This window comes from Leifsonia sp. McL0607 (assembly GCF_049993355.1).
Lineage (GTDB): Bacteria > Actinomycetota > Actinomycetes > Actinomycetales > Microbacteriaceae > Leifsonia.
In genome coordinates, this window is record NZ_CP188253.1 from 776566 (window position 1) to 797873 (window position 21308).

Below are 21308 nucleotides of genomic sequence, written 5' to 3' on the forward strand. Positions count from 1 at the left end.
CCTCCGCCGATGCGGAAGGGGCGCGGCTTCACATCGCGATCAGAGGACGTAGAACAGTCCACTCGATGAATAACCAATCGATCCAGGTGTATTCAAGTAAACTATTCCGCTGGAAATGTATTCCGGGGCTTTCACGCCCCGGAGGGTGTAGGCGCCGCTTGCGTCGGTGGTGACTGTCGCCGGGCCGGTGAACCCCTCCCCGTAGTACTTCACCTCCTGCAGGCCATTACGCACCAGCGAATGCCCGGTCACGTCACGAGTCGAGCCCGGGGCGAAGACGGTCAGCCCTGGCGTGGTCGACATGCTGTTGCACCAGTCGACATCGACATCGCTGGGGCGGTTGAGCAACAGGATCTCATAGGCCTGATAGCCCGTGGCAGAGATTTTGATGTTGCCGCCATTCAGTTTCGAGTCCCCGGTGTCGATCGGGGTCAGGGTGGGAAGGGTGAAAGCGCCCGTGGTCTGGTTCACCGCCACGGTTTGACCGTTCGTGAACCCTGTCACGTTCTCGTAATTATTGCCTCCGTTGCGCCAGGTGAGGGTGACCGTGGCGGGGAGGGCAGCACCGGGCGTGACCCGGTCGACCATACCGGTGATCACATACCTGTTCCGCGGGGCAGCAAGGCCCGGGCCGGCGGCGTAAATCGACTGCACGGACGAGATGTATCCGAGCACCACCGTAATCGCGACAGTCGCCGTCCCGAAGCCGGGCGCGTTCGCGGTGATCGTGCCGTCGATGGTGCCCGCCTTGACGCCGGGAACGAGGAACTCGCCGGTGGCCTGGTCAACCGGAACCGTCGCCGGGCCGGCGTAGCCCGCCGGATACACCAGGCTCACCGTCGGGGGATACCCGCTCCCCGCTGTCCGGGTCAGCGCCCCAGCGAGGGCGAACGTGGAGGCCGCAGCCACGTTGACCGTGGACGGCTTGAACGCCATCGTGCCGGCCGTCACCACCACCTGACTCACTGCGATGTACGCCGACGCCGCGCGACCAGCAGCCGTCGCTGTGATCTGCACCAGCTTGGCAACCTTGAGCAGCATCGCCGGCGGGCGGGCGATTCCGGCACCGTCGGTGACAACCGTCACCGACTGCTCATCGTCCGCACCAAAACCACCTAACGCAGCGTTGACCACCGTGAACGTCACCGCCACACCCGCCCCAGGTTTGCCGTCGGCCCGAACGGTCGCGTAAACAGCATCCGGCGACAGCGTCCCGACCTTCGCCGTAGACGGGGCGACAAGTGACAGCGTCACGTCCCGCACGGACGCCGCATACGCGGGCGAGCCGACCGACAGCGCGATTGCCGGGGCGGCCCAGGCGGCCGCGCCGACGATCGTGCGCCGCCGCAGCACACCGCCTCTCGTCGTCATGTCATCACCGGTCTCAGCATTGGGCGAGATCTCGTTCATTGCATCCTCAATTCAGGTTCGGGGGGCCCGATCTTGCCGCACGCGTGCCGCGCGACGAATCGGGTCGAGGCGCGACAGAGCATTGATCGGGGATGGACGCCAGAGAGTGCCCACGATGTGGTAAACCCCTATGCGGGTCTATAATGTCACATCTAGCACTAATATTCAGCCTGCTCCCGGGCTGCGGCGTGCCGCTGCCCGCGGCGTCCGCCGGCACGGTGCGGATGACGGCGGAGCCTCCCGAGCTCAGCCGGAGCGAGGTGTTCGCCGGGCTGCAGAGGCTGGTCAGGTTGAGCGTCTGCACTCCGAAGCTCATCTGCTAGCCGCGCTGCAACGTCGTCATGGGGACATCCGTTGACGAACGCCCCGCGGCGGGCGAAGCTCGGCGACAGCGGGCTGTGAGCGGTGATGTAGCCGATCCAGGCGCCCCGGTCGATGAGACCCGAGTCGTGCGTGTCGGTTCCGGCCGCGAATGCCCGGAAGTTGTCGCCGCCTCGCGCGAGGAGGTGAACGTACCGATCCGGTAGACTTCGCCCGGTCGATCGGTGCACCGTTCACCACGATGCTCGTGATGCGGTCGCCCTCCAGCCGGGTGGCGTCGTAGGTGTAGCTGACATTCTTCGACAGGCCGAGGTCGAGGAACGGGCGGCTCGGCACGGTGCCGGCAGCGTTCCGCTGCCATTGCTGCTCGAGCGCTTGAGTGAACTGCGCCGGTGAGGGAGGTTGTCTCCGCGCGGAGGCCACCTGGGTTCACCATGCCGATCTCGGCGCCGCTCAGCTGGGCCGGCGACGCGGTCGACAACAGCGAGTCGGCGACCAGATTGCCGAGCGTGGACTCGCTCATCCGGTCGTCACGCGCCCTCGACATAGGCGGTCGTCATGTCGGAGGTGACGGTACCGACCTTCTGATTTGCCGATGACCGCCGCGTCGGCGAGCGCCTTGTCGACGATCGTCTTGACCGTGGCGACACGCGGTCGGTGAGATCCGTGACCTCCTTGGTGTCGCCGTCCACGGTCAGTGTGATCTGACCGATGTTCTCGCCGTAGCTGCCGGTCTGGACGATCGGAAGGGTCGCGCCTGCGACACCGGGGACCGGCCCCTCCGGGCATTCCGCTTGTGGGTGTGGCCGGTGAAGATCGCGGAGACTTTCGCGGTGGTCTCGGTGACGATAGTGGCCGAAGCCGGCGCCCTCGTGGTTCTCGGCCACGATCACGTCGGCCTCGCCGTTGCTCGGGTCGCCGTCGGTGAGCTCGCCCGACATGCTATTTACGGCCTCTACCGGGTCCCCGAGGTCGACCGTCGAGACGCCACCCGGCGAGAGGAGGGTCGGGGTCCCTCCTGCCGCGCCGATGACGCCCGGCCTTCAGGCCGCCGACCGTGAACACCGCCTACTCCGGCAGCGCCTGGGTCTTCGTGCCCTTCTGGTAGACGTTCGCGGCGAGGTAGCTGAAGCGGCTGCGTCCTTCACTCGGCCGGTGAGGTCGCTGAAGCCCTTGTCGAACTCGTGGTTGCCCACGACGCTCGTCTTCACGTCCAGCGCGTTCAGGACGTGTGAGCGACCCCGCCTCCTCTGTTCGCGGGGCCGCACGGCCTCCCGGCGCCGGCGACGAGGCTACGCCATGATGGTGTTCATGCGGATCGACGAGATCGCCCACTTCCGGGCGCTGGCGGCGGAGGGCCACCTGGCGCTCGCGGCCGAGTCGCTCGGGGTCTCGCAGTCGACGCTCTCGCGCTCCCTCGCCCGGCTGGAGGCCGAGGCCGGGGTCGAGCTGTTCGACCGGCGCCGCGGTCACCTCGAGCTCAACCGCTACGGCGAGATCCTGCTGGCCCACGCCCTCCGGGCCGAAGCGGAACTGGAGACCGGCCGGGCGCGTATCGACGCGCTGCGCGATCCCGCCGCCGGGATCGTGTCGCTCGCCTACGTCTCGTCGTTCGGAAGCTGGCTGCTGCCACGGGTGGTCAGCGAGTACCGCAGCCTCTTCCCCGACATCCGGTTCGCACTGCGCGGCGGCACGGCGGACACCGTGCTGGACGCTCTGCGCGAGGGCTCGGCTGATCTGGCGTTCCTGAGTCCGGACCCCCGCGATCCGGACATCGACTGGGTCCCGCTGACGACCGAGCGGCTGGTGCTCGGGGTTCCCGAGGGCCACCCCCTCGCGTCGCGCGCCGAGGCCGCGTTCGCCGACATCGCGGAGGCCGAGCTGGTCGCGCTGCGGCCGGGGTCCGGCCTCCGGACGATCGCTGACGCGTACTTCGCCGCCCACGGGGTCGTCATGGCGCCGGTGATCGAGGTGACCGAGCTGTCGACGCTGCGCGCGCTCGTGCGCGACGGCGTGGGGGTCGCGCTCATCCCGGACACGCCGACGGAGCCGGCGATCGTCGCGGTGCCGCTCGCCGACGAGGCCGAGCGCGTCGTCGGCCTCGCGCGCAACCGGCTGCGCTCGCAGTCGGCGGCCGCCGAGCAGTTCGCGCGCTTCGTGCGCGAGGAGCTCACGTCGCTCTGAGGGCGCCTCCCCTGTGCACCGCACGCTTCGGCATGGCCGCCGAGGGGCACGTAGACGCCCCTATTCGCCGATTTTAGGGCCGTCTACGTGCCCCTCGACGCCTGCGCGAACGCTTCCCCTGCGATCGCAAAAGCCCGACACCGAAAGACTGCCATGTACTCCTCCGCGGCGGCGCCCGCCGACGTCTTTCGCAGTCACCGACGTGCGCGGCTGGTGGGGAGCCGACGTGCAGGGCGGGACGTCGCGCACCGGCGACGTGTTCGACTACGACGTCGACGGCATCCGTCACAGCCGCATCCGGGTCGAGGAGGCCGTGCCGGGCGAGCGTGTGGTCTGGCGCGTCCTCGAGAACCAGATGGCGTTCATCCAGGACCAGAGCGAATGGGGTGGACACCACAATCCGGTTCGACCTCGCGCCGGCCGACGGCGGAACGGAGCTGACGTTCGCCCACGTCGGCCTGGTGCCCTCGTAGGAGTGCTACGACGTCTGCTTCGACGCGTGGGGCTTCTACATCCGCACGAGCCTGGCCGAGCTCATCCGCACCGGAGTCGGTCGTCCGCACCGGGCGGGCGAGGACGGACCGCGCGAGGAGGACGTGCGCGAGATGCTCGCACAGTAGCGCATTACCCCACTCCCAGGGGCGCGGCCTACCCTGGGAGCACGTGACGGCCACGGCGGGGAGGAGCAGCGCATGAACCTGAACCCGGGGGACGGCCTGCGGCCACCGGAGCCGGTCGCCGAGCTGGGCGACGACCAGGCCGTCGGCATGGTCGGGGTCCCGCCGGAGCGTGCGGCCGAGCTCGAACAGCGGGCGCGCGCCTGGATCGCGGACCTGGCCGCCGCCGACCCCCAGAGCGACGCGTTCCGCCGCAAGATCGTCGGGTTCTCGCGGCTCGGCGACAAGGACATGCGGGAGTCGAGCGACGCCTCCCGCCAGATGCTCAGCCGCCCGGCGACGTCGCTCGCGGCGGCCCGCGGCAAGAAGTCCGTGCGCACCGACCCGCAGTACGGCGTGCTGCGCACCTTGCACGAGCTGCGCTCGACCGTGACCGACTTCGACCCGCAGCACCTCGCCGGCCGCTACCGCACCCTGTCGCGACTGCCCGGCGGGAGGCGGCTGCGGCGCTACGTCGAGCGGTTCGAGTCGGCGCAACGGCAGCTCGACACGATGGTCGCCGCCCTCGACCACGGCGAGGAGTCCCTCCGCCGCGACAACGCGGCGATCGCCGAAGAGCGCGCGGCGCTGTGGAAGACGACGGAGCGGCTCAACGAGTACGTGCTGCTCGCCGGGGCGCTCGATCGGGCGACCGTCGAGCACGCGGCGCAGCTGCGCGTCACCGATCCCGCCCGGGCCCGGGCCCTGGAGGACGAGGCGCTGTTCCCGATCCGGCAGCGCCGCCAAGACCTCACGACGCAGATCGCGGTCTCCGTGCAGGCGTACCTCGCGCTCGACGTCATCGCCAAGAACAACGTGCAGCTCATCAAAGGCGTCGAACGGGCGAAGACCACCACCGTCTCCGCGCTGCGCACAGCCGTCGTGGTCGCGCAAGCGCTCGACAACCAACGACTCGTCATCGACCAGCTGGGCGCCCTCCATCAGAGCACGAACACGCTGATCGGCCGCACAGGCGACGCGCTGCGCGACCAGACCGAGCAGATCCAGAAGGAGCAGACCTCCTCCGCGGTCGACGTGGAGGCGCTGCAGCGGGCGTTCGACAACGTCTTCGCCACCATGGACAGCATCGAGACCTACCGCGGCCAGGCCATCGACAGCATGGCCTCCACCGTCGACGCGCTCGAGAACCAGGTCGCCCGCTCGCGCGGCTATCTCAAGCGGTCGCGGGGGGATACGAGCCAGGCGAAGCCGTAGGGGCCGAGGGTAGCGCCGTCCCAGCCGTCGGCGAGCGCCGGGTCGCGCCCGTGGCCGACGGTCAGGGGCGCGTCGCGATCGGCCAGGTTGTGCAGGGTGAGGAGCCCGTCGCGCTGAAGCGCGAGCACGGCCGGATCACCACTGTCGACGACGCTCCAACCGCCCGCGTCGGCGTCGGTCTCCCGTCGCACCCGAGCGAGCCGGCGGGCGAGCGACAGCAGCGAATCGGGGTCGCCGTCCTGAGCGCGGGCGTTCACCGCTCTGAACCCGAATGGACCGTCGACCTGAGCGCGGAGCGTGAGCGGCGACTCCGCGGCCGTCGTGAAACCACCCCAGTCGCTGTCGTCCCACTGCATCGTGGTGCGGGCGGCGCCGCGGCCCTCCACGCGCAGGTCGTCGCCGACGCCGAGCTCCTGGCCGGCCTGCAGCAGCGGCACCCCGGGGAGGGCGTGCAGGAGGCTCAGGGACATGCGCACGCGCTGCGCCGGCTGCAGCATGGCCGCCCAGCCTCGCCGGATGCCGCGCCCGTAGATGATCGCGCGCGGGTCGACGGCGAACGTGTCGAAGACCTCCTGCCGCTCGGGGCCGCTCAGCTGCGACAGGTCGAGCTCGTCGGCATTGCGGATGAAGTTCAGCCGGGATTCCGGTGGGATGTTCTCGTCGAGCCGGGCGAGCGCGTCGACGATCGGCTGCGCCTTTTCGCGGGCGAGTGCGAGGAACGTCGCGTTGTTGAGGCTGAAGTCGATGACGGCGTCGAACCGGTCGTTCTGGATCAGCCGCGCCATGAGCTCCGGCGGTTCGGACGCTTCGGCAATGAGCGCCACGTCGGGGCGGATCTCGCGGAGTCGAGCGCGCAACCGGTCGAAGAACGCATCGTCGTCGACGTCGGTGTCCGGCCTCCCCTTGCCCTGCACCAAGAGCAGTGCGGCGTCGATCCGGAAGCCGTCGACGCCCACCCCGAGCCAATAGGTGAGCAGCTGGACGAGCTCCTCGAAGACGTCGGGGTCGGTCGCGTTGATGTCCGGTTGAAACGAGTAGAACTGGTGATGGTAGTAGCGCCCGGCGCGCTCGTCGAACGTCCAAACGCTCTCCTCCTCCCCCGGGAACATGGGGTGGTCGTCCGGCTCGGTCGAGTCGTCGTCGCTCCACACGAAGAACTTGCCGGCGGTTCCGTCGGTGTCCTCCTGGGCGGCCACGAACCACGGGTGCCGGTCGGAGGTGTGGTGCGGCACCGCGTCGATGAGCACCCGCATCCCCAGAGCGCGGGCGCGCGAGAGAAACTCGCGGAGGTCGTCCAGGTCGCCGAAGCGCGGGTCGACCGCCAGATGGTCGTCGACGTCATAGCCGTTGTCCCGCCGCTCGCTCGGATAGAACGGCAGCAGCCAGATCCAGGTGACGCCGAGCGACGCCACATGGTCGAGGTGCTGGATCGCGCCGTGGAGGTCGCCGAAGCCGTCGCCATCGCTGTCCGCGAAGCGCGAGAGGTCCAGACCGTAGACCAGCGCCCCGGGGTCGGTGGCCCAGCCCGCCGGGTTGTCGGGGTTGTCGGGTGTGCGTTCGTGCGTAGGTGGCATGCACCACTAGTACGCCAACCGAGCGATTTGCTCGACCGGCTAGGGCGGACTCGCCTCTCTCGCTCGCCTGTCACGTACGCGACAGAGCGTTGCGCAAATGCCCACGGCTCTTCGAGGTCTCGCTGAAGAGCGGCTCGGAGGGAAGCGCCCTAGTGAAGATGGCCCACTCCGCGCGGTCCCCCGACGATGAGGTACCAGTAGCGCTCGTCGCGGTGAACGTACGTGCCGAGGATGGTGGTGTAGCTCCAGTCGCCGTCCACGTGCGTCCACCGGATCAGCGAGACGGACTGACCGTCCCGCAGGTACGGGACCGCGGCATAGTCGTCTCGGGTGAGGTCGTGCGACCGGGACGCGCGCTCCGCGCTCGGCGTGCTCATGGAGCAACGACGCGCCGCCGGGTGAGAGGCCGATAGGGACCAAAGTCACGTGCGCTCACTCTCGATGGCGCGTGAACGCCCTGCAGACGGCCGGGCGTCCACTCCTTGTCGCGTCCGACCTCGAGGTCCGGGGAATCCACGCCTGGGTTCACATCGGTTTCGTGCGTCAGACCAACAACTCCTGCTTCTGCGACTGCTGCGGGACCGGCGCCGACACGGCGGCGAGCACCGGGATGCCGGCCATCGACGCCTTCTGCACGAGCTCGAAGGAGGCACGGCCCGAAACCATCAGCACCGTTCCGCTCAGCGGGAGGCGGCCCTCTTTGAGCGCCCAGCCGACCACCTTGTCGACCGCGTTGTGCCGGCCGACGTCCTCGCGGAGGACGAGCAGCGTGCCGGTCGACGCGTCGAAGAGCGCGGCGGCGTGGAGGCCTCCGGTCTTCTCGAACATGGCCTGCCCCTCACGCAGGCGGTCGGGGGAGTTCGCGAGCTTCCTCGGCCGGTGATCTGGCCGAGGAGCTGCGTTGCTGGCGGCTCGCGACTGGCGAGTGCTGAGTTGCGTAGTCGGGGCGGTCTAGTTTCGCGCACGTCAACGCCGCGGAATGATTGGGGATCTGTGCGTGGAGGTGCCTGCAGTGACTGTGCATGATCGTTCCCGGTTGGGCGCGTTGCCGGTCGAGTATTCGTCGTTCATCGACCGGCGAACCGGGTTGGCGGCGGGGCGGGCCGCGTTGGGCAGAACGAGGTTGCTGACGGTGGTGGGGCCGGGCGGTGTGGGCAAGACTCGGTTCGCTATCCGGCTCGCCCAGAACGTGCATGCCATGTTCCCGGGGGGAACGTGGTATATCGATCTCACTCGAGTGAGTGCTGGGGGGTCCGTCGCTGACGAGTTCGCTCACACGCTGGGACTGAGCGGGATGATCAGCGATGACTTCGATGAGTTGATTCGCTTCTTCGGGTCGCGCACGTGTTTGGTGGTCTTGGACAACTGTGAGCATGTTGTCGAGCAGTGCGCGCGGATGGTGCCGAAGGTTCTGGAGGGGTGTCCTCAGCTCACGGTGATCGCGACGAGTCGTGAACTGTTGCGTATTGAGCCCGAATGGCCCTTCCTGGTGGAGCCGTTCGAGACGTTCACTGAGGAAGCGAAGGCTGCGCCCGCGACAGAGTTGTTCCTCGATCGCTGTGCGACGAGCCTGCCGGAGCCGACGCAGGAGGAACGGGCTCTGATCGCGGAGATCTGCCGCAGGCTGGATGGCCTGCCGCTGGCCATCGAGCTGGCGGCGAGGAGGATAGAGGCGCTCCGCCCCGCGCAGATCCTGGACCGTCTAACCGATCCGTTCCCGATACTGACCCGAGGGGCACGCGACGCTCCCGAGCGTCAGCAGACGCTGCGCGCCGCATTGCAGTGGAGTTACGAACTCTGCACCCCGGCGGAGCGTTTCATGTGGCGGCGGATGGCTGTCTTCGTGGGAGGCTGTGACCTCGATGCGGCGCAGCGGGTGGGCGGAACCGGGCTCGATGGAAGGCAGGCTGTCGATGTCCTCCAGTCGCTGCTGGACAAGTCGATCATCGTGCGTCGGCAGTCGAGCGGCGTCGTCTATTACGGCATGCTCGACACCGTCCGGGCTTTCGGGCTCGATATCCAGGGACCGGACGAGGTCGCGACGGCACGCGGCCTGCATCGCGATTGGTACATCGACCGGCTGGCGGAACTCGAGGCGGACTGGTTCGGGCCGAATCAGGCCTACTGGCTGGCGTACACGAGGCGAGAGCTGCCGAATATCCGGGCGGCACTGGAGTTCTGCATCGCCACCGGCGACGTCGACGGCGGAGCTCGCCTGGTGATCGAGGCGCGCCGAGTGGTCTGGCGGATGAACGGGCGGAACTTCGAGGCGTACCACTGGTTCGGTCGCGTGCTCGCCATCGGGACGCCTCCCACACCTGCGGTCGTGCAGGCCGTCTGTTTGTACGGGACGATGAATCTGATCTTCGGTGATCGAGCGGAGGGCGAGCGTTGGCTCGCGCTGGGGCGCGAGCTTCTCGAGCAGGTCGATGACCAGCTGACACATGACATGGCCGGCGACTACTTCGCGACCTGCGCGACATTGGGGCATCCGGAGCAGGCGGTCGTCGCCCTGGCCGCAGCACTTGCGACCCACGGCGGACGCGATCGAATTCCCGCCCGCCATTACGTCGAGGTCACCCTGGTGAGGTTTCATGATCTACTCGGTCATGTGGAGATCGCCGAGCGCATGCGGAAGTCGCTGATCCAGCGGGGGATCGAGGCGGGTGAATCGTATGAGTCGGGGCTGATGCTGCTCGAGGCTGGCATGGCGGCAACCGATCACGGTGATGCGGAGCGCGCGACGATGTTGCTGCGGCAATCGCTGAGCCTCAGCCAGAACCTGGAGAGTCCGGAGGCGGTGGCCCGGTGCGAGGAGGGACTGGCATGGGTCGCCGCCGATGGCTTCGATTATCACCGCGCCGCGATCCTCCTCGGCATGACCGAAACCACGGGCGACCCAACGGGAGCCCTGTACTCCTGGAACCCCAGGGTGCGACCACCGCGAAACGAGCTCGAGGATCGCGTGCGTCAGAGTCTAGGACGACGGGCGTTCGACTCAGCAATCGCCACGGGCAGAGCGATGACGATGGGCGAGGGGATCGCATACGCGATGGGGACGACGCTGGCACGGGCAACGCACGCGCAAGCGGCGCGAGCCGGGCTCCTCACCGACCGTGAAAGCCAGGTCGCCTCGCTGGTCGGGCAAGGCATGAGCGACCGGCAGATCGCCGAACGGCTGGTCATCTCCAGGCGAACGGCCGAGGGCCACGTCGCGAACAGCCTGATGAAACTGGGATTCACCTCTCGCGCCCAGCTGGCGGCTTGGGTGGGGCACGGATCGGACTCCGAATGACGCGGCGGTAGTTCGCTCGAGCTGACCATGTACCGCGACGATCTGTCGCGCCACCCAAGCGCACGCCCCCAGCCGACCTCGCAGCCAGGACTGACGTCGACCGCCGCGACTACCAGTACCTGTACCAGGACGGCATCGACTTCGTGTTCATGGACTCCAGCGACTACGACCAGATCACCACGACGGGTAAATGTCCATATGCGGAGTGGTGACTACCTCAGCAGCGTCCACGAGCTCGCCAAGCGCGCTAACGATCTCGGTATCGCCGACAATTCCGGCCGCATCGACGGTATGCGGATCATTCCACGCGTGGACGCAGGCGAGGGGACAGGCACGGCTTACCCCACTCGCAGGTGCAGGTCCTACCCTCGCGATGTCGTTCGACCCATGTTCCATGGCTTACCACGGGCGCCCCCGGCCCCATACTCGAATGATGTGGGGAAGAGCATCACGGATGGACATGACATGGTGACGGCCCGCCCGACCTGGCGTCAGGCGCGCGCGATCGCGGCCGCCGCGGGGGCGGCCGCTGCACTTCCGTCCGAGCGCGTGCCCCTCGATCGCGCAGTCGGCCGCCGGCTCGCCGACGACCTGGTGACGCCGATCGACCTCCCGCACTTCGCCTCCGCCGCGATGGACGGCTGGCTCGTCGTCGGGGAGGGGCCGTGGGAGGTCGTGGACGTGGAAGCGCCGGCCCCCGGGCAGGCGCGCGCGATCGTCACCGGTGCGCTCGTGCCCGATTCGCCGACGGCCGCGCAGAAGGCCGACGCGCCCTCGCCGGAGGTGCAGGTCGCGGTGCTGCGCAGCGAGAGCGCGGCCGTGGAGGGCGGCCTGCTGCGCTCGACGGTCGCCGGCGAACCGCAACCCGGCCACCACGTCCGACCCCCGGCGACCGAGGCCCAGCGCGGCGAACTGCTGGTCGCCGCCGGCACCCTCCTGAACCCCGCACACGTCGCCCTGGCGGCCTCGACCGGCGCCGACGAGCTGACGGTGCAGGCCGTCCCGTCGGTCGCGCTGGTGTTCACCGGCGACGAGGTCGTAGAGACCGGGCTGCCCGCGGCCGGGCGCGTGCGGGACAGTTTCGGAGTCCAGTTCCCGGCTCTGATCGGGATGCTCGGCGGGCGGATCGCCGGCGCGGCCCGCGTCCCCGACCTCCTCGAGGAGACCGTCGCGGCCCTGGGCGACGCGCGCGCACAGGTGGTCGTCACGACCGGAGGCACCGGGGGATCGTCGGCCGACCACGTGCGCGCCGCGCTCCTCGAGCTCGGCGCCCGCCTCCTCGTCGACGGTGTGGCGATGCGCCCAGGAGGCCCCACCCGCGTCGCAGAGCTGCCGGACGGCCGACTCGTCGTCGCCCTCCCCGGCAACCCGCTCGCCGCGATGGTGTCGGCGATCACGCTCGTGGAGCCGCTGCTTGCCGGGTTGGCGGGCCGCGAGCCGGTGCCGGCGCGGGTCGTGCGCGGCGCGGCGGTGGAGGGAAAGTCGGGGGCGACGGTGCTGGTCCCGTACGCCGACGTCGACGGCCGCGCCGTGGTCGCGACCTGGCGCGGTGCCGCGATGCTGCGCGGACTGGCCGGCGCGACCGGCATCCTGATCGTCCCGCCCGAGGGTGTGCCGGGAGGCGAAACCGCCGAGGCCCTCCCCGTCCCCTGGGTAATCGAGAGGTGAGCGCTCCACGCGTGAGCAACTCCTACGGCAACCGGGAGCATCGCGATTAGCACAAATAGCTCTACCGCATCAGTCAAAACGCAGCTGGACTCGCATACGTGATATCAAAGGTCGAGAGCCAAGGGAAAGGGCACGAATGCCGCCGAAGAATGAGTTCCTCCACTACGAAGCGCTCGGAATTGCAAGGCTCCTGCGCACACGTGCTTTGGCAGTGCCGTTCTATCAGCGCTCGTATTCGTGGCGCACGGACAACAGTGCCAGCCAAGACGTGGATGAAAAACAGCAGGTCGTGGACTACTGGTCCGATCTACAAGCGAGTTTCGTCAATAGGACAAGCTACTTCCTTGGGACGGCTGTCGTGGCTCGAGCAGGTCAGGATGGACGTCAGCTGGTCATAGACGGACAACAACGACTGGCCACCACCTCCCTATTGATAGCTGCCATACGAGACAAGTTCTTCGACGAAGGCGAGGAGGCTTTTGCCGCATCTACTCAACAGGAGTACCTCGGGAAATTCGATCGCCGCGTGGGCGCTGACCAGCCCGTTTTCATACTTGGTGTAGAGGACCGAGACTTCTACGATCGACGAGTCGTACAACGCGACGGAACCGCAGTTCCAACAAACGCGAGCCAGGACCTAATCGAGAACGCATACGCCTACTTGAAAGAGCAAATCGGGACCTTTGCGTCTCAAGCCGGCACCGGGTGGCGGGACCGCCTCAATGATCTTGTCCTCTGGCTTGATGAAGACGTTCAAGTGGTCGCAATCGACGTCGCGACCGAGGCAGACGCCTTCCTTATCTTCGAAACGCTGAATGATCGAGGCGCCGACCTAACTATTGCCGACCTGCTCAAGAACTTTCTCTTTAGCCAGGCGGGGCCGCGGCTTGACGAAGTTCGCGACGCGTGGGTGGCCACCCTCGCCAATTTAGACATCGAACGAGTTGGCAATCAGCGATTCACGGATTTCGCACGGCATCTTCTAAGTTCCAAATACGGTCGGACCCGCGAGCGCGACGTTTACCAGCGAATCAAAGGCGTCGTAAATGGCGCGGCCGACGCTGTCGCATTCGCGCAGGAGCTCAAGGACGCCTCTCGCCTCTACTATGCGCTACTTTCAGCCGATAGCGACTATTGGGCCGATTTCGAATCGACCGTGTCCGATGCGGCAAACGTCCTCGTTGAACTGAACCTCGAGCAATTCCGGCCTTTGATGCTCTCGGTCCTCTCCACGTTCTCTCACGAAGAGATTGAACGATTCGTGCCTGCCCTTGTGTCCTGGGTAATCCGCGGGCTTTCCGTCGGCACGCTGGGCGCCGGCACCGCAGAGACGGCATTTAGCGAGGCCGCCCGAGAAATACGAAGCGGGATTGTCACAACGACCGACCAGATCCTTGCGGATACAAAAGTAGGAAACCTCGTACCGGATAATCAGACATTTGCAAGCGCGTTCGAAATCTGGCGCGTGACCCGAGGAGCCCTCGCTCGATACCTTCTCAGGGCACTCGAGCTTCAGGAACGTGGCGAAAGGGAACCGGAACTGGTTGTAAACTCGGACGTCGAGTCGGTGAACCTCGAACACATACTTCCCAAGAGCGCGAGAGCGAATACGTGGCCAGACTTCACCACCGATGAGCAGAAGACCTTCGTCCATCGAGTGGGAAACATGTGTCTACTTCAAAAGGGACCGAACGGGCGTATCGGGAACAAGAGTTGGAGCGTCAAGCAACCGATTCTCGGCGCTTCAAGCCTCAAGCTCACGAATTCTACGGCTAACGAAACGAATTGGACCAAAGGCTCGATCGACCATCGCCAAAAGGTGCTCGCACAGCTGGCGATTCTCGCGTGGCCAAGAACGCCCCGTGCGTAGCGTCCTCACTCGCGCCGCAAGTTTGCGGTGGCAATACCGCTGTTCCCCAACGATGCGCTGTGCGGCCACTCGACTGGGATAATTGTCCCGCCTTTCGACGGGAGAGGTGCAGGAACACTGCATCATCGGGCGACGACGTATCCGCAGACATGAGGCTCCGTCACATCCCTACGATCGCAGGCGGTCGCAGCTACAGCGAAGCCAGCAAGGAAGCCAATGCTGCGTCAACGCGTGTACCCCGATACGATGCCAGGCCCAGGGCGACGACGCGCGGAAAACTGCGATCTTCTGCGGAGAGAGTCACCTCGCGGTGATCCCCGACGCCGAACGCGGCCAGGCGGATCAGCTTGGGTCCGTTAATGCTCAACCGAAAGCGAATTCCTCTCTCGTACGTTTGCTCGTCTCCGCCGAATCCCATGAAGAACTCGGTAGGGAAAGCCCGAAGCGCGGTGGCCGCTGAATCTGTGAAGAGAGCGGCCACGTCGACAGCGTCTTCCGCATCTATACGCTCTGCGCGTCGATAGCTATGTTCGAGCAGGTTTCGCGCCGAGTTGACCTTCGCAAGTATCCGTGGTGCAACGAAGCCCAGGGCTGCGATCGTCTCCATCCGACGATCGTTTCTCCATCGAAGTGGCTCGTAGCCCAGCACAACGAGCGTTCGGTCGATCTGGCAGAAGATCGCGCGCTTCGCGTTCGCGATCGCATTTTGATCTCCGCCTTGAGTCTTCTGAGCGAGGTCAACCTCCGCCTGCTGAAGGAAGTCATCTGGCAGAAGTTCAAAATGGTGCAAGTTGAGAGCCCACCCCCCATCCCAGCCGACCTCCCAGGCACCCTCACGCACACCGACCGCCTCACACAAGTCACCAAACTCCGCCTGCCCCATGAGTTGAGCATAAGGAGCAATCGGAGAGGCTCCGAAAAAGCGAGTGCGACGGGGATCGGGTTGGCGCACGAGAGATGCAGTATCGCTCAAATCGGCGCTGCTCTCCGCGATTGCTCTTCTCTCGTTCGGCAGCGGGCGGGCGAGTCCCGCCCGAAGCATTCCCCACCCCTGGGTAATCGAGAGGTGAGCATCTGCGGGAATCCGCACGGGAATTCCGCGAATGCTCACCCTTCGGCACCTCCCGACAGGGATACCGTAGCAGCGTGCCGGGAGGAGAGCAGATGGACGAATCGGAAACGACGGACGCGGAGATCACCGAGCAGGCCGAGACCGAGGCCACCACGATCACGTACGACGAACAGCTGTACCCGGCACGACCGCGCCGGCTGCGTCCCCGCGCGAACCTGCGTGGCGGCAGCATCCGCCGCACCGTGTCCGACCCGCGCGCGGCCAACGGTCTGAACCCGGCCTACGTGCAATGGCTGGTACGGCAGTCGATGCTGAAGGACGCCGATGTGCTCAGCCGGCAGCTGTCCGGGTCGCCGAGCATGTGGCGCAACCCGTACGCACGCCCGGACGCGCGCCGCGCCGTCGCGACCTCCGACGTCTGGTTCACCGCCTACCCCATCTCGCTGATCACCCGCCAGGATCAGAGCTTCCTCGCCGCGCTGGCCGACCCGGAGCTCTGGGCCGCCTTCCAGCGCATCGGCATCAACGGCGTGCACACCGGCCCGGTGAAGCTCGCCGGCGGCATCCGCGGCTGGCAGGAGACCCCGAGCGTCGACGGCCACTTCGACCGGATCGGCACCCAGATCGACCCGATCTTCGGCGACGAGGAGACGTTCCAGCGGATGACCGACGTCGCCGAGGAGCACGGCGGCGTCGTCATCGACGACATCGTGCCTGGCCACACCGGCAAGGGCGCCGACTTCCGGCTCGCCGAGATGGCGTACAAGGACTACCCCGGGATCTACCACATGGTCGAGATCCCCCCGGAGGAGTGGCACTTGCTGCCGGAGGTCCCCGACCATCGCGACTCGGTCAACCTCGACGCGGCGACGGAGGCGGCGCTCGCCGAGCGCGGCTACATCATCGGCGAGCTGCAGCGCGTGATCTTCTACGCCCCCGGCGTCAAGGAGACCAACTGGAGCGTGACCGCTCCCGTGATCGGCGTCGACGGCGTGACGCGACGCTGGGTGTACCTGCACTACTTCAAGGAGGGGCAGCCCTCGGTCAACTGGCTCGACCCGACATTCTCGGGCATGCGACTGGTGATCGGCGACGCCCTCCACTCCCTCGGCGACCTCGGCACGAGCGCGCTGCGGCTCGACGCCAACGGTTTCCTCGGGGTCGAGAAGAGCGCCGAGGGCCTCCCGGCCTGGTCGGAGGGCCACCCGCTCTCGCATGCGGCCAACCACGTCATCGCCGGCATGGTGCGCAAGGTCGGCGGTTTCACATTCCAAGAGCTCAACCTGACCGTGGAGGACATCCGCGACACCGGCGCGGTCGGCGCCGATCTGTCGTACGACTTCATCAACCGCCCGGCGTACCACCACGCGCTCGCGACCGGCGACACCGAGTTCCTGCGCCTCACCCTGCGCACGTCGCTCGAGCTCGGGGTCGAGCCCGTGAGTCTGGTGCACGGCCTCCAGAACCACGACGAGCTGACCTACGAGCTGGTGCACTGGGCGACGCTGCACAAGAACGACCTGTACCCGTTCCGATACCAGGAGCTGACCGGCGGCGAGCTGGCCGAGCTGATCCGGTCGGAACTGGTGGAGGCGCTCACTGCGCCGTCCGCCGACTTCAACCTCGTGTTCACCACCAACGGGATCGCCTGCACCACGGCCTCCCTCATCGCGGCCACGCAGGGTCACGCCACGCTCGACTCGATCACTGAGGCGGACGTGCCGGCGATCCGCGACGCCCACCTGCTGCTCGCCGCGTTCAACGCGTGGCAGCCGGGCGTCTTCGCGCTGTCGGGCTGGGACCTGCTCGGGGCGCTGACCCTCCCCCGCGCGGAGGTCGCCGATCTGATCGCCGACGGCGACACCCGCTGGATCGAACGCGGGGCGCACGACCTGCTGGGCGTCGCCCCCGACCAGGAGCGCTCGGCGTACGGAATGCCGCGGGCGCGATCGCTCTACGGCCCCCTGACCGAGCAGTTGCAGCGCCCCGACTCGTTCGCGAGCGGATTGGGCGACCTGCTGCGCATCCGCTCCAAGTACGGCATCGCCTCTGCTCGGCAGGTCGATGTGCCCGACGTCGCGCACCCCGGGATGCTGGTTCTGGTGCACGAGTTGGAGTCTCTCGACGAGCAGGGCCTCCCGATCGTGCAGCTGACGGTGCTCAACCTGAGCGCGGAGGCGATGGACGGCACGGTGCGCTCGGACGCGATGCCGCTGGGGGCAGCGGTCGTCGACGCCGGAGACGACACCGAGATCGCGACCGTCGACAACCTGAGCAGCTTCCCGCTGAGCATCGGGCCGTACGGAGTGCGCTTCCTCATCCTCCGTCGCCCCGCACCCTGACTTTGCCTGTCGGCCCATCGAAGCTGGCGAAACCGGTTGTCGACCGCTCGCGGAGTTAGTATCTGCGCATGGACGCAAATAAGGCGATCTGCGGAAGGCTCCCCGACAGCCAGTACGTCGAGCTCGCGGTCGAGGTGTTCGGGATGCTCGCCGACGCGACCCGCGTGCGCATCATCCTGGCACTGCGGGACACCGGCGAACTCTCCGTGAACCACCTCGCCGACATCCTCGACAAGCAGCCCGCCGCCGTCTCGCAGCACCTGGCGAAGCTGCGGCTCGCCCGGATCGTGGCGACCCGTCAGGACGGCCAGCGCGTCTTCTACCGGCTCGAGAACGAGCACGCCAGCCGGCTGGTCACCGACGCGATCTTCCAGGCCGAGCACTCGCTCGGCGGCACCCCTCGGCACCACCACGTGGAGACCGCGGCCAATGCGGAGGCGTCGTCGTGAGCAGCGGAACGCACACGTACGACGAGCACGGGCATCCGCACGAGCACGGACACTCGCACGGCGATGACCACGGGCACGACCACGGACATTCGCACCCGACCGGCTTCAGGGGCTTCCTCTACGGCCTCTTCGTCCCGCACTCCCACGACGCCGCCGACTCCATCGACGACGCCCTGGAGGCGAGCACGGAGGGCGTCCGCGCGCTGAAGATCAGCCTGTTCGTGCTGCTCGGCACCACCCTGCTGCAGGCCGTCATCGTCGCGTTCAGCGGGTCGGTCGCGCTGCTGGCCGACACGATCCACAACTTCTCGGACGCTCTGACCGCCGTGCCGCTCTGGGTGGCGTTCGTGCTCGGCCGGCGCGCCACCTCCCGCCGCTACACCTACGGCTTCGGCCGCGCCGAAGACCTCGCCGGCCTGTTCATCATCGCCGTCGTCGCGCTCTCCGCGACCGTCGCCGCCTGGCAGTCCATCGCCCGGTTCTTCCACCCGCACCCGCTGGAGAACCTCGGCTGGATGGTCGTCGCCGGCCTCATCGGCTTCGCCGGAAACGAGGCGGTCGCGATCTACCGCATCCGCGTGGGTCAGCGGATCGGCTCCGCCGCCCTGGTCGCCGACGGTGTCCACGCCCGCATCGACGGCTTCACCCGCTCGCCGTGGTGATCGCGATCGGCGTCATGCTCGGCTTCCCGCTCGCCGACCCGATCGTCGGCCACCTCATCTCGGCGGCGATCATCGTGCTGCTCTGGGGCACCGTCCGCAGCATCGGTCGCCGCCTGCTCGACGGCATCGAGCCCGAACTGGTCGAAAGGCTCGAGCACGCGCTCGACGAGACGCCGGGCGTGACCGCCGTGCCGCGCGTCCAGTTGCGCTGGATCGGGCACCGGTTGCACGGCAGCGCGCGACTGGAGGTCGCCGCGACCTCCCTCGACGACGCCCACCGCATCGCGGAGGCCGCCCGGGCGCACGCGACCGCGCACGCGTCGGGATGACCAGCGTTCCGGCGAACGGCCTGGCCCGGCGGCGCCTGATCCGGTTCGGCATCTGCCTGGAGGCGATCACGCTCGGCTGGAACGTCGTGGGCGTGGTCGTCCTGGCCGTTCTCGCCTACACGAGCGCCTCCGTCGCACTGCTCGGCTTCGGACTCGACAGCCTCATCGAGATCGGCGCCAGCACGGTCGTCATCTGGGAGCTGACCGGCACCGGTGAGCGGCGGCAGCGGCTCGCGCTGCGCTTGATCGGCGTGGCGTTCGCGCTGCTCGCCGCCTACCTGCTCGTTCAGGCCGTCGTCGCCCTGATCGCCGGCCACCGCGCCGAGCCGACCCCGGGCGGAGCCGGCTGGACCGCTGCGACCGCGCTGGTCATGTTCGCGCTCGCGTTCGCCAAGGCGCGCACCGGGCGCAGACTCGGCAATCCCGTGCTGATCACGGAAGGCCGCGTGACGCTGGTCGACGGCATCCTCGCCACTGCGGTGCTCGCCGGCATCGCGCTCGACGGGCTGCTGGGCTGGTGGTGGGCGGACCCGCTGGCGGGGCTCGTCATCGTCGCGTATGCGGTGCGGGAGGCGGTGCAGATCTTCCGAGGCGAGAACGAGGGGCCGTAGCCCGGAGGACTTATGGCCCGATCCAGCGCCCAGGCCCCCGCGTAGCGTCGGTCACCGAAGCGGGGTCGTCGCGTCCGACGGCGAGCCGCCGGAGGAGCTGAGTGGGATGCAGGCGAAAGCGGGAGACTTCCTGGTCATCGCGTCGAATCACCTCGAGCAGCCGCCGCGGGTGGGCTTCATCGAGGAGGTCCATGGCGACGACGGAGCTCCTCCATATGTCGTCAAGTGGGAGGAGGACGGCCGCACCACGATCGTCTTCCCCGGGTCGGACGCGCACATCGAGCAGCGCGGCCAGGACGCGGCCGCGGCGCACTAGGCCGGCGGCCATCGTGTTCGCAGATCGTGCCGAGGCCGGGCGGCTTCTCGCCGAGCGACTGCTGCCGCTCTCGGCCGAGCACCCGGTCGTGCTGGGGCTCCCCCGTGGAGGTGCGCCCGTCGCCTTCGAGGTGGCCGCAGCCCTGCGCGCTCCGCTGGACGTCCTCGTCGTCCGGAAGCTCGGCGTCCCCTACCAGCCGGAGCTCGCGATGGGTGCGATCGGCGAGAACGGGGTGCGGGTCGTCGACGACGATGTGATGCGGATGTCCGGCGTGCACCCGCAGGAGCTGGACGACGTCGAGCGACTCGAACGAGCCGAGCTCGAGCGGCGGGTCGCCCGGTACCGGGCCGGCCGGCGCAGTGTGTCGCTGGCCGGCCGCACGGCCGTCATCGTGGACGACGGCATCGCCACGGGCTCCACGGCCCGGGCGGGGCGCGGGCGCTCGGCGCGAAACGGATCGTGCTCGCCGCGCCGGTCGGACCGGCCGACGTCGGGGAGCGTCTCCGTCCGGACGCCGACGAGGTGATCTGCCTCACGCTGCCCGCGGACTTCTACGCGGTCGGTCAGGTGTACCGCGACTTCGCCCAGACGCCGGACGACGAGGTCGAACGGCTGCTCGCCCGCGCTGCTGCGCTCGCCGGAGCACCAGCCGGCGACACGGTTGCGAACGATCCCGAAGTCCTCGTCCAGGCCGGTCCGGTGTTGCTTCCCGGGTCGCTCACCCTTCCGGAGGACCCGGCCGGCATCGTCGTCTTCGTTCACGGCAGCGGCAGCTCGAGGCACAGCCCCCGGAACCGGTACGTCGCGTCCGTGCTCAACGACCGGGGGATCGCGACCCTGCTGTTCGACCTCCTCACACCCGATGAAGAGCACGACCGGAGGCTGGTCTTCGACATCGAGCTCCTCGCCGAACGACTCGGCGACGCCACCGCATGGGTGCGCGAGTACGAGAGCACAGCGGGATTGCCGGTCTGCTATTTCGGCGCGAGCACAGGCGGGGGTGCGGCCCTGGCCGCGGCGGCGGCACCCGGCGCAGAGATCGCCGCGATCGTGTCGAGGGGAGGCCGCCCGGACCTGGCCGGCGCGAAGCTGCCGCTCGTCACCGCTCCGACGCTGCTGATCGTCGGCGGCGCGGACACGGAGGTGCTGGAACTCAACCGGTTCGCCCAGTCGCAGATGCACGCCACCACACGCCTCGAGATCGTGCCGGGAGCCACCCACCTGTTCGAAGAGCCTGGAGCGCTGGAGACTGTGGCACGGCTTGCCGCCGCCTGGTTCGGCGATCACCTGTCTCCGCGGCACGAGAGCACCGACTTCGGCGGCTGACCGGCCGA

The 21308-nt window shown here is 68.0% G+C and carries 18 protein-coding genes and 3 pseudogenes; 14 read left to right on the top strand and 7 right to left on the bottom strand.

Annotated elements, in window-relative coordinates; genetic code table 11:
• Positions 1–39: 39 nt before the first annotated feature.
• Positions 40–1353, bottom strand: coding sequence for a hypothetical protein (locus ACPPVW_RS03790; protein ID WP_426625209.1), 1314 nt, complete (start codon positions 1351–1353; stop codon positions 40–42).
• 245 nt (positions 1354–1598) lie between these two features.
• Between ACPPVW_RS03790 and ACPPVW_RS03795 the strand changes: the two genes are divergently transcribed.
• The gene (locus ACPPVW_RS03795) at positions 1599–1733 is read left to right on the top strand and encodes a hypothetical protein (protein ID WP_426625210.1); all 135 of its coding nucleotides are present in this window, start codon (positions 1599–1601) and stop codon (positions 1731–1733) included.
• A gap of 16 nt (positions 1734–1749) precedes the next feature.
• On the opposite strand, the gene ACPPVW_RS03800 is transcribed toward ACPPVW_RS03795, so the two are convergent.
• Together ACPPVW_RS03800 and ACPPVW_RS03805 are read right to left on the bottom strand one after the other, a co-directional pair.
• On the bottom strand, positions 1750–2154 hold the full coding sequence (locus ACPPVW_RS03800; RefSeq protein ID WP_426625211.1) for a 5'-nucleotidase C-terminal domain-containing protein: 405 nt from the start codon (positions 2152–2154) through the stop codon (positions 1750–1752).
• 107 nt (positions 2155–2261) lie between these two features.
• A complete protein-coding gene (locus ACPPVW_RS03805) occupies positions 2262–2672 on the bottom strand; it encodes a hypothetical protein (protein WP_426625212.1) in 411 nt (136 codons plus the stop codon).
• Positions 2673–3030: 358 nt separating this feature from the next.
• Here ACPPVW_RS03805 and ACPPVW_RS03810 point away from each other — a divergent pair, with 358 nt between their 5' ends.
• Positions 3031–3915 (top strand): LysR family transcriptional regulator, encoded by an 885-nt coding sequence (locus ACPPVW_RS03810; RefSeq protein ID WP_426625213.1) that lies wholly within the window; start codon positions 3031–3033, stop codon positions 3913–3915.
• Positions 3916–4607: 692 nt separating this feature from the next.
• On the top strand, positions 4608–5786 hold the full coding sequence (locus tag ACPPVW_RS03815; RefSeq protein ID WP_426625214.1) for a toxic anion resistance protein: 1179 nt from the start codon (positions 4608–4610) through the stop codon (positions 5784–5786).
• Here the strand turns inward: ACPPVW_RS03815 and ACPPVW_RS03820 are convergent.
• The 3 genes and pseudogenes from ACPPVW_RS03820 to ACPPVW_RS03830 form a co-directional block, all read right to left on the bottom strand.
• A complete protein-coding gene (locus ACPPVW_RS03820; RefSeq protein WP_426625215.1) occupies positions 5741–7360 on the bottom strand; it encodes an alpha-amylase family glycosyl hydrolase in 1620 nt (539 codons plus the stop codon). The genes ACPPVW_RS03815 and ACPPVW_RS03820 overlap by 46 nt on opposite strands.
• A gap of 149 nt (positions 7361–7509) precedes the next feature.
• Positions 7510–7737 (bottom strand): hypothetical protein, encoded by a 228-nt coding sequence (locus ACPPVW_RS03825; protein WP_426625216.1) that lies wholly within the window; start codon positions 7735–7737, stop codon positions 7510–7512.
• A 205-nt stretch (positions 7738–7942) separates the two neighbouring features.
• Positions 7943–8275: pseudogene (locus ACPPVW_RS03830) on the bottom strand (formate dehydrogenase accessory sulfurtransferase FdhD); the annotation flags it as partial.
• 82 nt (positions 8276–8357) lie between these two features.
• Between ACPPVW_RS03830 and ACPPVW_RS03835 the strand changes: the two are divergent.
• The 4 genes and pseudogenes from ACPPVW_RS03835 to ACPPVW_RS03850 all read left to right on the top strand — a co-directional run bounded on the left by ACPPVW_RS03835 (position 8358) and on the right by ACPPVW_RS03850 (position 14193).
• Positions 8358–10655 (top strand): ATP-binding protein, encoded by a 2298-nt coding sequence (locus tag ACPPVW_RS03835; RefSeq protein WP_426625217.1) that lies wholly within the window; start codon positions 8358–8360, stop codon positions 10653–10655.
• A 95-nt stretch (positions 10656–10750) separates the two neighbouring features.
• Positions 10751–10843 (top strand): annotated as a pseudogene (locus ACPPVW_RS03840) (elongation factor P); the annotation flags it as partial.
• 277 nt (positions 10844–11120) lie between these two features.
• The gene (locus tag ACPPVW_RS03845; RefSeq protein ID WP_426625218.1) at positions 11121–12323 is read left to right on the top strand and encodes a molybdopterin molybdotransferase MoeA; all 1203 of its coding nucleotides are present in this window, start codon (positions 11121–11123) and stop codon (positions 12321–12323) included.
• A 136-nt stretch (positions 12324–12459) separates the two neighbouring features.
• Positions 12460–14193 carry a DUF262 domain-containing protein gene (locus ACPPVW_RS03850; RefSeq protein ID WP_426625219.1) on the top strand — a complete coding sequence of 578 codons (1734 nt, stop codon included), beginning with the start codon at positions 12460–12462 and terminating at the stop codon, positions 14191–14193.
• 190 nt (positions 14194–14383) lie between these two features.
• On the opposite strand, the gene ACPPVW_RS03855 is transcribed toward ACPPVW_RS03850, so the two are convergent.
• Positions 14384–15076: a hypothetical protein gene (locus ACPPVW_RS03855; RefSeq protein ID WP_426625220.1), complete on the bottom strand. Its 693-nt coding sequence runs from the start codon at positions 15074–15076 to the stop codon at positions 14384–14386.
• A 281-nt stretch (positions 15077–15357) separates the two neighbouring features.
• On the opposite strand from ACPPVW_RS03855, the gene treS reads away from it, so the two are divergent.
• The 7 genes and pseudogenes from treS to ACPPVW_RS03890 all read left to right on the top strand — a co-directional run bounded on the left by treS (position 15358) and on the right by ACPPVW_RS03890 (position 21300).
• Entirely contained in the window at positions 15358–17607 is a 2250-nt protein-coding gene (gene treS, locus ACPPVW_RS03860) for a maltose alpha-D-glucosyltransferase (RefSeq protein WP_426625221.1), read from the top strand.
• Positions 17608–17675: 68 nt separating this feature from the next.
• Positions 17676–18056: an ArsR/SmtB family transcription factor gene (locus tag ACPPVW_RS03865; protein ID WP_426625222.1), complete on the top strand. Its 381-nt coding sequence runs from the start codon at positions 17676–17678 to the stop codon at positions 18054–18056.
• Positions 18053–19047, top strand: a pseudogene (locus ACPPVW_RS03870) (cation diffusion facilitator family transporter). Before ACPPVW_RS03865 ends, ACPPVW_RS03870 begins: the two are co-directional and overlap by 4 nt.
• Positions 19044–19658 (top strand): cation transporter, encoded by a 615-nt coding sequence (locus ACPPVW_RS03875; protein ID WP_426625223.1) that lies wholly within the window; start codon positions 19044–19046, stop codon positions 19656–19658. The pseudogene ACPPVW_RS03870 and the gene ACPPVW_RS03875 overlap by 4 nt, the downstream one beginning before the upstream one ends.
• Before the next feature lie 106 nt (positions 19659–19764).
• Positions 19765–19974 carry a DUF1918 domain-containing protein gene (locus tag ACPPVW_RS03880; RefSeq protein WP_426625224.1) on the top strand — a complete coding sequence of 70 codons (210 nt, stop codon included), beginning with the start codon at positions 19765–19767 and terminating at the stop codon, positions 19972–19974.
• Between the two features lie 13 nt (positions 19975–19987).
• On the top strand, positions 19988–20500 hold the full coding sequence (locus ACPPVW_RS03885) for a phosphoribosyltransferase (protein ID WP_426625225.1): 513 nt from the start codon (positions 19988–19990) through the stop codon (positions 20498–20500).
• Positions 20434–21300 (top strand): alpha/beta family hydrolase, encoded by an 867-nt coding sequence (locus ACPPVW_RS03890; protein ID WP_426625226.1) that lies wholly within the window; start codon positions 20434–20436, stop codon positions 21298–21300. Before ACPPVW_RS03885 ends, ACPPVW_RS03890 begins: the two co-directional genes overlap by 67 nt.
• The last annotated feature ends 8 nt before the right edge of the window (positions 21301–21308 follow it).

What these genes read in the sequence shown, in the direction of transcription:
- ACPPVW_RS03805 (WP_426625212.1), bottom strand. Translation starts at nt 2,672, where the DNA reads ATGTCGGGCGAGCTCACCGACGGCGACCCGAGCAACGGCGAGGCCGAC.
- ACPPVW_RS03810 (WP_426625213.1), top strand. Translation starts at nt 3,031, where the DNA reads ATGATGGTGTTCATGCGGATCGACGAGATCGCCCACTTCCGGGCGCTG.
- ACPPVW_RS03815 (WP_426625214.1), top strand. Translation starts at nt 4,608, where the DNA reads ATGAACCTGAACCCGGGGGACGGCCTGCGGCCACCGGAGCCGGTCGCC.
- ACPPVW_RS03820 (WP_426625215.1), bottom strand. Translation starts at nt 7,360, where the DNA reads ATGCCACCTACGCACGAACGCACACCCGACAACCCCGACAACCCGGCG.
- ACPPVW_RS03825 (WP_426625216.1), bottom strand. Translation starts at nt 7,737, where the DNA reads ATGAGCACGCCGAGCGCGGAGCGCGCGTCCCGGTCGCACGACCTCACC.
- ACPPVW_RS03845 (WP_426625218.1), top strand. Translation starts at nt 11,121, where the DNA reads ATGGTGACGGCCCGCCCGACCTGGCGTCAGGCGCGCGCGATCGCGGCC.
- ACPPVW_RS03850 (WP_426625219.1), top strand. Translation starts at nt 12,460, where the DNA reads ATGCCGCCGAAGAATGAGTTCCTCCACTACGAAGCGCTCGGAATTGCA.
- ACPPVW_RS03855 (WP_426625220.1), bottom strand. Translation starts at nt 15,076, where the DNA reads ATGGGGCAGGCGGAGTTTGGTGACTTGTGTGAGGCGGTCGGTGTGCGT.
- treS (WP_426625221.1), top strand. Translation starts at nt 15,358, where the DNA reads ATGGACGAATCGGAAACGACGGACGCGGAGATCACCGAGCAGGCCGAG.
- ACPPVW_RS03865 (WP_426625222.1), top strand. Translation starts at nt 17,676, where the DNA reads ATGGACGCAAATAAGGCGATCTGCGGAAGGCTCCCCGACAGCCAGTAC.
- ACPPVW_RS03875 (WP_426625223.1), top strand. Translation starts at nt 19,044, where the DNA reads ATGACCAGCGTTCCGGCGAACGGCCTGGCCCGGCGGCGCCTGATCCGG.
- ACPPVW_RS03880 (WP_426625224.1), top strand. Translation starts at nt 19,765, where the DNA reads ATGCAGGCGAAAGCGGGAGACTTCCTGGTCATCGCGTCGAATCACCTC.